This window comes from Dysgonomonas termitidis (assembly GCF_042654545.1).
GTDB lineage: Bacteria > Bacteroidota > Bacteroidia > Bacteroidales > Dysgonomonadaceae > Dysgonomonas > Dysgonomonas termitidis.
Window position 1 is genome coordinate 34,348 of the sequence record NZ_JBHSGN010000122.1, and the last position, 8,631, is coordinate 42,978.

The following is an 8,631-nucleotide window of genomic DNA, read 5'->3' on the forward strand; positions in this document are numbered from 1 at the left end:
TAATTGATTCTGACCTCTTTTTGAGAGTTCATCTTTATATTGCTTGAGAGCTTCACGGGTAAATGTTTCATTTTTCATCTGTATAATCTTTAATTGTTTTCATGCTATATTCCTTTTTAGTTTTAATAGCTTTTGGCTATAGCCTCGCATAATACACGAGCTTGGTTTACTTCGACTGCATTACCTATAAACTTCTTTTGATCTGCTTGAGAACCGATAAGAACATAATCTTCAGGAAATCCCATTATCATTTTAAGTTCCGGAATACGGAGCATGCGCATCTTAATATCAATCAGTCCATACAAAGCCATAAACTCTTTTATTTCCTTTGTTTTGGGACTGTCAGCATCATATATCTCATATATGATAGTATCACCTTCTATTTTAATGAAAGATGGTATGTTCTGAGGCTCTGAAGATGCTTCAATCAGATAAGGTGGTGTTTTATCCATCCTTGCAATCAGAGTAAAACATGGACGCTCTATATCTTGTCCTGTCCTACTGTATTGGGCATCGACTATATAATGCCATTTGCGATTGGCGGTTATAGTTGGAGCCGGTTCTTCAAGCGATGAACCAATATTATTAAAATTGGTATTCATTAGCCACTTGTCACATTTAACAAGACTATATTTCGGATTCTGAGTTAATGCGCCTAAAGGCTTATTTATGCTTGACGGCTTAGATTGCCCAAATTGCTGATCTACGAAATGACACTGTACAAGATTTTGTTTTGGAACTTGCGTAACAGCCGGACAAGGTTTGTTGATGTCGCTGTGCTGACCACCACCTGTATAATTATTCATAATAAACTTAGGTGTTGTTAGTGCCAACCTATCTTTAGTTAGTAAGGTAGGACACGGATCATTTACGCTCTTAGGTTCATCCTTATAATTGTATGAACATATTAACGCTTGAGAATCTTTTGTTCTTATCACCGGTGCGGGTTCATTTATTCCGGAAATCATATGATCCGGATTGCCTGAATAATATTTAGCTATAAATTTCGCATTGACTACCGAATGATGGTCTATCGTGGTTATAGCTCTCGCAGGCTCATTAATTGAGCTGTTCTTACTATCGGGATGTCCTGAAAAATGCTTGCAAAGGAACGAAGCCTGTACAACACCTAATCGACCTTGAGTACTTACCGTTGGGCATGGATCATCAACACTTGGTGGATTATGCTTTCCTGTATTTCCATTTATGGAATTATACTTTAGTAACCATTTATCTTTACCGCCTGCTACATGTATAATACAACCTGACAGAACGCGATCTAAAGTAGCTTCAACAAGTTTTTTTTTCCTATCGAATATACTTTCGCCTTCATCTGAAAAATCTAAGCACTCTTTTACTGGTTTATATTTTAATGTTGTATCGAATAAGTCTTTTGATCCGTGTTTACTATGAGTGCGTTCCGGCCATTCAATAGGCATATCGGGTTTTGCAAACTGTATAAACAACCGCTTTCGACTTGTATATGCTCCATAATCAGCAGCGTTTAAGATACGATGTTCATATTCGAAGCCAAACGACTTGATCCTGTCTCGCCATTCGGCATAATACGTTCCTTTTAACTCTTCTATCGGTTTGTAAACTGGATTGATAATCCACTTCTTTGTTTTCTTGTCTATCTTAATATCAAGAGGACAGTAATCAAGGCCTTCATCTGTCTTTTTTACGACAGGTTCAACAGGACCATAATCCAGGAACTCTTCTACATTTTCAATCTGAATCAAATCAGGTTCAATTGCATTGATATATCGATATAGATGTTCTGCTAAAGTTCTACTATCCGGATTGCGGGATAATCCTCCTTTTGCCTTGCTGAAATTTGTACATTCCAGAGAGGCCCAAAGTACGAACTTTGCATTCGGTTGCCTCATTCGTATTTTTTTAACCAAGCTTACAATTATCGAAAAATCAAGCGTCCGGATATCTTCTGTAAAGTGTAAAGCATCCGGATGATTGGCGAAATGACTTGCTATTGCGTTTTTATCGTGATTAATACAAATGATAATCTTTGCTACCTTCCGGCCGTTTACGGTTGCTAACTCCACCCCGGTAGATGTTCCTCCGGCCCCACAAAACAGATCAATATAATATATGTCTATCCCCTCATTTACAAGTTTATCCAATAGGATAATCATGTTTAATGATGTAATGGGATTCAGTATCGTGTTACTTTTCATACCGCCTCCATTTCCATTAAATCAAACAATGTCGGTGTAGATGCTTTCATTTCCGCTTCGCGCATGTAACCCAGTCCATCAAACCAATAATCATAATTAAGTTCTGAAAGGAAAGCCTTGCGCCTTTTCTTTAAAGCACAATATCCAACTGTACCAATACCCCCGAAAGGTTCATATACCTCATCCCCCTCATTACTATATCTGTCAATCAGACGGTCTACAATATCCAACTGTAACGGACAAATATGATTTTGGCGATTCTGTTGCGTTTGGCGGGTGTTAAGTGTTTTCATCCGGGCCACATCATCCCATACCATCGGATGATCTGTTGTCGGATCGATAGCCATAAATGTACGGGGTAGAATATTTATTCTATCCATCATTTCGGCAATCTCAACATGACGTTCATAATTATATACATTGTTCCGGTCAAAGTCTTTGAATAGTAACCGTACCTGATCTATTTTCATGTTGGCAATATGCTCAGCTGTCAATAATGTATTTCCGGACGATTTCCAGAAGGCATGCGCATCTACTTGCCATCGTGCCAAAGAATATGATTCCGGGTCCTTTATTACCGGAATGTCTGCATAGGCTTTACTTTTATTTGTTTGCGGCTTGCGGAACAATAGGACATATTCAGGACAACCGACACCCATTTTTGAGCCGTCTTTACACATCTCAGTATATCCGAGCCTGTAAGTCTGATTATTTTCCCTTACTACATCGGTCACAACCGTTATCATTCCCATAAATTCAAATCCGTGCTTCATATAATGGAAAATACACATGGCATGGAAAGGATCGATTGTCGGCATACCTGTACCCGTAGCATTTCCGAATAATACACGGTCCTTAACATGGATACAGGCAAGGCGGCCCGGCTGCAAAATCCGGTACATCTCCGGAGTTAAGAAATCCATCTGCTGAAAGAACTTATCATTATTGAGGTTATGTCCGAAATCGTTATATGTTGGCGTGTACTCGTAATGATTAGAGAATGGAATAGAAGTAATTATCAATCCGGAAGAATTGTCCGGCTTTTTGAAAGCCTCTAAAACACAATCATTATTTACAGACACGAAGTCCGTTCCTTTATATTCTTCACGACTGGCAAACATCCATCGCATCATCTTTTCTTGTGCATCCAAGCCGTAAAGCCCGTATTTACGAACTATTTCGGCCATATTATCCACGAGCTTATTGTGTTGCTCCCATTTCAATATGAAATCCTGATAAATTTTACTTTCAGATTCGGCATATACCAGATATAGGTGTACATTATGCTTTTGCATAAAACGCCAAATACGGTGTATAGCCTGAAACTTATCGTGAAATTTATCATCAATTATCATTATCGCTTTATGGCAATGATATTGAAAGTTCAATCCCTCTCCTAGCATCGAAGGTTTTGCAGCCAGATATTTTAAACGGCCATTTTTAAAGTCGTCAATAATAATATCAGCCTCCTCATCCTTTTGCGTGCCATATACGGCTTTGCATCCGGGGACAGCTTTACAGATGGCGTGTCGTTCAGCCTCTAAGTCGTGCCATATTAAGAAATGATCGTCTTTGTTTTCCGGACGGTTCAGTATCTCAACTATGCGATCTACTTTTACATCTAAGTTATCCCGGCGTTCTTTCGCTTTGCCTCTGAAATCCTTTGTTGAGGCTTCCCGCAACATTTTAACCTGTCCGTCCTTATTTACACCTGCAGTCGAGTTGTCTACATTTACAACCTCCTCATGTGCTATCAAGTCCGGCAACTCATATCCTTCATCAGAATATCCAAGATCAGACGGTTTTGTCAGGAACAACGCCCATGTTGACATCCATAGCCAGAACTCCTCTTCTTTGTGTTCATATAATGTCAGGTTATTAGCTTTTGTACTATCGCGTTTAAAGAAGCGGGTTAAGGCTTGTCCGGTATCCATGATTCCCAAATATCCGGCATAGTGTATCAATTCTTTATATCTGTTCGGTGATGGTGTCGCTGTAGCAACGTAACGATATGGAACCGGAGAGAATTTAGGGAGAAACTCCTGATATGTTTTTGTCCCGTAGTCCCGTAATACAGAAGCCTCATCGAGCGATGTCATAATGAAGTAATCCGGTTTTATATCTCCGTCACGCACACGCTCATAGTTGGCTATCATTATGTCCGTCTTACAGTCTATTACATCTGTCATGTATCTTACATAAGTCACATCCATATTAAGATGTTCCTTTGCCTGAGCTTTGAACTCTATGACTACACGCTTAGGACATACGATGAGGGCCTTACCTCCTTTGTGCGCAATTATCTGCTTTGCTATTTCCAGTTGGGTTACAGTTTTTTGCAACCCGAATGACGAAAATATAGCCCTACATCCGCCCTTTATAGCCCATTGCACAGTGTCTTTTACATGTGGGTATAGTGTAGGCGTTAATTCGCTCTTTTCAATATCAAATCCTGTTTGGCTGCTGATAGCCATTTTTAAGGAAAGAAAATTGATATATTCCTGTTCTCTTGTCATATCCTTATTTCAATATTAAAGGCATTGATAATAGTGTTAATTCACATTCCTCCTCATCTTTTTCAGGCTTTATGAGGATAGGCCTTTCAGGGGCTGAAAATGCCAGTATTGCATTTCCGTTTATAACAGATAGTATGTCTATCATTTGAGGGCCGCTAAACCCGATAGTTATTTCTATGTTACTCCCGGAGTCTATTGATTCTTTTGCTGCCTTAGTGCTAAATTCGTCAGCAGTTGAAAGGGTAGAATCTATCATACCTGATTCTAATTTTATCAATCCTACCAGGGGATTAGCCACAGTTAACAGACGATTCAAGACAGACGATAAATATTTACTATCCACATGCATCTTTATTTGGTTGTTTTGCGGAAATACGCTGTTGTAATTTGGATATCTACCCTCAACTAACCGGGAGGTAACTATTATCTCTAAAAATGAAAAGGAAACATTCGACTCGCTCGATATTATCTCAACTTCTACACCCGAAATACCTTCTATAAGTGATGATGTTATATTAACAGCACTCAGCCCAAATATAAAACTCTTACATTCCGGACACTTAACCGAATTATCCTTAAACCGGGACATGTATTGTCCATTTGTGGAAACAAAAACAATATGATCTTCTTTTAAGTCAAAGAATACGGCTGTTTGTGTGGGCTTCATTGCATCTATTCCGGCAAACTTCTTTGTCATGCTTAACCCCCGGCGCAATGATTCTATAGGCATTTTAAAAGATTGGCCTGTTACCGCCTTCATCTTTTCGAAGTATGTTGCATCCATACCGGGAATGATAGCGTTACCTGTAGAGTGGGATAATGCAATGGTAACACTTGCATTTTCGCTGTCAGCCGGATCAGGAACTCTTGTTACTTCAAAATGGACAGGCTGCTCCGGAAGGGTCTTTAATATGTTTATTATTGACTTATCTACACAAAACGTCAACGAATTATCCACCTCAACAACCTCCAGTGATGTTTCAATTTGTATCTCTGTTGTTGTTCCTGTGAGTTGCAGCGTTTTATTGCTGCCTAATTCGAACAGTATATATGTGTAAACCGGAAGTGTCGATTTGTCTAATACAGCTTTACTGACTCTTTGCAGATGGTGCAGTAGCTCATTCTTAGACACCTTAAATATTACTTTTTCTTCCATAGTTATTTTTTCTTACGATATTCTTACTAAATTTTTTCAGAGAGTAATTTCATTAATTCATCTTTCGGCGTGTGATGGTTTACGCCTACCATATCACAAAAGAGGTCTTTTAATTCGTATGGGGGGAGTTCGGAGATATATGCTGCTATTTCTTGGTTTGAAATACAAGCGTCATTTAATTCTTCCGATATATTTTGCGCATTGGTCTTTATTTGACCGTATATTACTTTTGCCATAATCTGAAATATTTTATGTTAACACTATCTTTTTCTTCTGATCCTCCGCATATGGGAATACATCCATTAGCTTAGTTTCCTTTACCTCTGCGACCTCATAATCCGCAAGTGTACCCTCCATTCCTTTTTTTATTACAACTTGCGCCTCATCGATATCAGAGGCCTGAGCTAACATGTAAACAGGTGTTTTCTTTTCAGTCCCGGCTCTTTCGTCTAGTGTTACAAATAGTACTTTTGCCTTGAAAAAGCGATCGCCGTTGTCATTGAAGAATAGTTCAGATAGTTTAGCCCTTTTGATGTCTGTGATAGTAAATTCACCACTGATGTAAGGTCGTATTTCTTCTGTTATTCTTGCTTCTGCTTCGGTAAACGAAAGAGCATCTACCAAATAAGGCTCAGTTACTTTCTTTTGCATTCCATTATCTAAGGTCTTTTCATAAGACACTTTGCATTCAAACCAATTATGCATATTCTTTAATTTTAAGTTTATAATATTTTATTTTTTCTTTTATTTCCTCAATAGTGAGTTTTAAAGGCTCATTCCGAATCTCTAACAATGTTTCGTACCTTTCAATCCCGATGCGCATAGACAGGGATAAAGAGTACTCGGTAGTGTTTCCATGTTTATGTTGATTACAGGCTACACATTGGCCGTGTACGTTATCTTCGTTGAATCGGATATTAGGATAAGCGCCTACCGAAAAGAAATGGCCAGCATCGTATTTTCCTGTTAAAGTACATCCGCAAGAAATACAAGGTTTGCCTTTGTCTCTAAGTCGAATATATGTGTTGAATACTTTTTGCAAGTCATTGAGCCACTCCGAACGTGTTTTTAGCTTCTCCTTTATTTTATCCCTCTCCTTTGCCTTATCTCTCTTTACTTTGTGCTTTGCTTTCTCCATTAGACAAGAAAGGCACAATCTTGATACGATTATACTATTTCTGTATATTGGTTCAAAGTCTTGTTTGCAGCTTCGACACTTGATTAGATTACGTGTTATCGCTATCATCTATATTTACATGTTGGTTTCTTGTTCTCCATTCCGGATCGGGTTCAGGTATCTCGATATAGAAATATTCTAAAGCATAATCCCTTACCAAGTCGCAATAAGTAAAAAACTCAAGCGTAGTCATTGCAGATGTGGAACGTGGAAACGTTACTATTTCCCCTGTTTCCCTGTTTACAACACTATCTTTTGTGAACATATTCTTGCAAAACTCATGCGCCTGTTCTACGCTTGTGTATTCCCATCCCTCATTTATAGCAGCCTGTAAAAACATCGGGTAGATGCACCCCCAAAGCCATGCATTCTGGTGGTTAGTACGCTTCTTCCGCTTTCCGGTTATCTCTATCATTATAATAGATGGTTGCTCAAGCAGCTTTAAGATATAGGCGTATATCTTTTTTTTGATTTCGGGGTCTCTTTTTGGAAATTTCATATCCGAATCAATAATTTTTTCCTAAAATGGAAGATCATCTTCATCTGCCATGGGAGCATTCTGTATTTCCTCCGGACTTGGAGCTTTAGGGGTTTCATTCCAACGTTTCAGATTACCACAATAAATAGGCTTTTCACCCTCTGACCTCTGGTCTTTCGGTTTGGAAGCTATTATATTGTGTGTGTCGCCATATTGCGATTCCGATTGCCTTTCGGCTACTGCAATATTCAGGTATACTTTGCCGTTATCGGCTTTCTTAAACAGTTCCTTCGGTATGTCCGATACGCATATCGAACCTATTAAAAAATCACTCATAGTCTTTTTCTTTTTTGTATGTCACTTTCACATACCCAGTCTTAGCCGTTTCTTTCTTATACTTTTCGGCTAATTCCGGATTTTCTTTTTTGAATTTAGCTGAATCAAAACCTATTGAATTTCAGCTTTACTTTCTCTATCTCATAGATAGCTTGTTCCTGTTCTTCCATTTTTTTTAAAATCTTGGGTTATTGTTATACATAGGCGCGAGCCTCATTTCTTCTTTTGCCTTGCTGATCAATGTGCGGCACCATTCCAGTTGATGCGTGGCCGACCTGTTCAGGCGTTCACACCAGTTGACAAGGTATTGCTCCTCTTTACAAAGGCTGTCGATAATTTTATTAACCGCCTTGGAAGTTGCGCCGGCTTCTTCTGCCTGTTCGCTCATTGTGATATTCAGGAAAGCATCTATCGAGGTAAGCTCCTCTAGTATCCGGACGGGAGATGTGATATCCAGGTTCATTTGTTAAATGTTTCGTCGAATTTCTTATCGAGTTGTTCCAGTATGCGGAGCCTTTCATATGGGTTCTCCGACATATCGAGGGATATGATTCTGATAAGGAGTTGCTCCCTGCTTCCGATAAAGCAGCCACAGGTATAAAATGGCTTTTTGCTGTTATATTTATACCACAGGTGATTCGTTCCCTGCGTAGCTACATAATTATCTCCTATCACATATTCCCTTGTATCTGTATAGCCAGGTGTAGATGGATTGGAGGCAGCACGCCTGCGAACATTCCAATTACTGTCTTTTGCCAGTTCTGTTAATGCAT

The 8,631-nt window shown here is 39.0% G+C and carries 10 protein-coding genes; all 10 read right to left on the minus strand.

The genetic code is table 11. The annotated features are described in order from the left end of the window. Positions 1–122: 122 nt before the first annotated feature. Positions 123–2,153, minus strand: coding sequence for a DNA cytosine methyltransferase (locus ACFO6W_RS21125; protein WP_380000197.1), 2,031 nt, complete (start codon positions 2,151–2,153; stop codon positions 123–125). 38 nt (positions 2,154–2,191) lie between these two features. Beyond that, positions 2,192–4,711 (minus strand): DNA methyltransferase, encoded by a 2,520-nt coding sequence (locus tag ACFO6W_RS21130; protein ID WP_380000176.1) that lies wholly within the window; start codon positions 4,709–4,711, stop codon positions 2,192–2,194. A 4-nt stretch (positions 4,712–4,715) separates the two neighbouring features. Continuing rightward, complete coding sequence (locus ACFO6W_RS21135; protein ID WP_380000178.1) at positions 4,716–5,867, minus strand: DNA polymerase III subunit beta; 1,152 nt, start codon at positions 5,865–5,867, stop codon at positions 4,716–4,718. A 26-nt stretch (positions 5,868–5,893) separates the two neighbouring features. After that, the gene (locus ACFO6W_RS21140; protein WP_380000180.1) at positions 5,894–6,103 is read right to left on the minus strand and encodes a hypothetical protein; all 210 of its coding nucleotides are present in this window, start codon (positions 6,101–6,103) and stop codon (positions 5,894–5,896) included. Positions 6,104–6,116: 13 nt separating this feature from the next. Beyond that, the gene (locus ACFO6W_RS21145; protein ID WP_380000182.1) at positions 6,117–6,572 is read right to left on the minus strand and encodes a DUF4494 domain-containing protein; all 456 of its coding nucleotides are present in this window, start codon (positions 6,570–6,572) and stop codon (positions 6,117–6,119) included. Further along, complete coding sequence (locus ACFO6W_RS21150) at positions 6,565–7,113, minus strand: recombination protein NinG (protein ID WP_380000184.1); 549 nt, start codon at positions 7,111–7,113, stop codon at positions 6,565–6,567. The genes ACFO6W_RS21145 and ACFO6W_RS21150 overlap by 8 nt, the downstream gene beginning before the upstream one ends. After that, complete coding sequence (locus tag ACFO6W_RS21155) at positions 7,094–7,543, minus strand: recombination protein NinB (RefSeq protein WP_380000186.1); 450 nt, start codon at positions 7,541–7,543, stop codon at positions 7,094–7,096. The genes ACFO6W_RS21150 and ACFO6W_RS21155 overlap by 20 nt, the downstream gene beginning before the upstream one ends. A gap of 21 nt (positions 7,544–7,564) precedes the next feature. Further along, positions 7,565–7,858: a hypothetical protein gene (locus ACFO6W_RS21160; protein ID WP_380000188.1), complete on the minus strand. Its 294-nt coding sequence runs from the start codon at positions 7,856–7,858 to the stop codon at positions 7,565–7,567. A 175-nt stretch (positions 7,859–8,033) separates the two neighbouring features. Next, positions 8,034–8,321: a hypothetical protein gene (locus tag ACFO6W_RS21165; protein ID WP_380000190.1), complete on the minus strand. Its 288-nt coding sequence runs from the start codon at positions 8,319–8,321 to the stop codon at positions 8,034–8,036. Further along, positions 8,318–8,631 (minus strand): hypothetical protein (locus tag ACFO6W_RS21170; protein ID WP_380000192.1); only part of this gene is annotated, 314 nt, incomplete at its 5' end. The genes ACFO6W_RS21170 and ACFO6W_RS21165, both read right to left, overlap by 4 nt.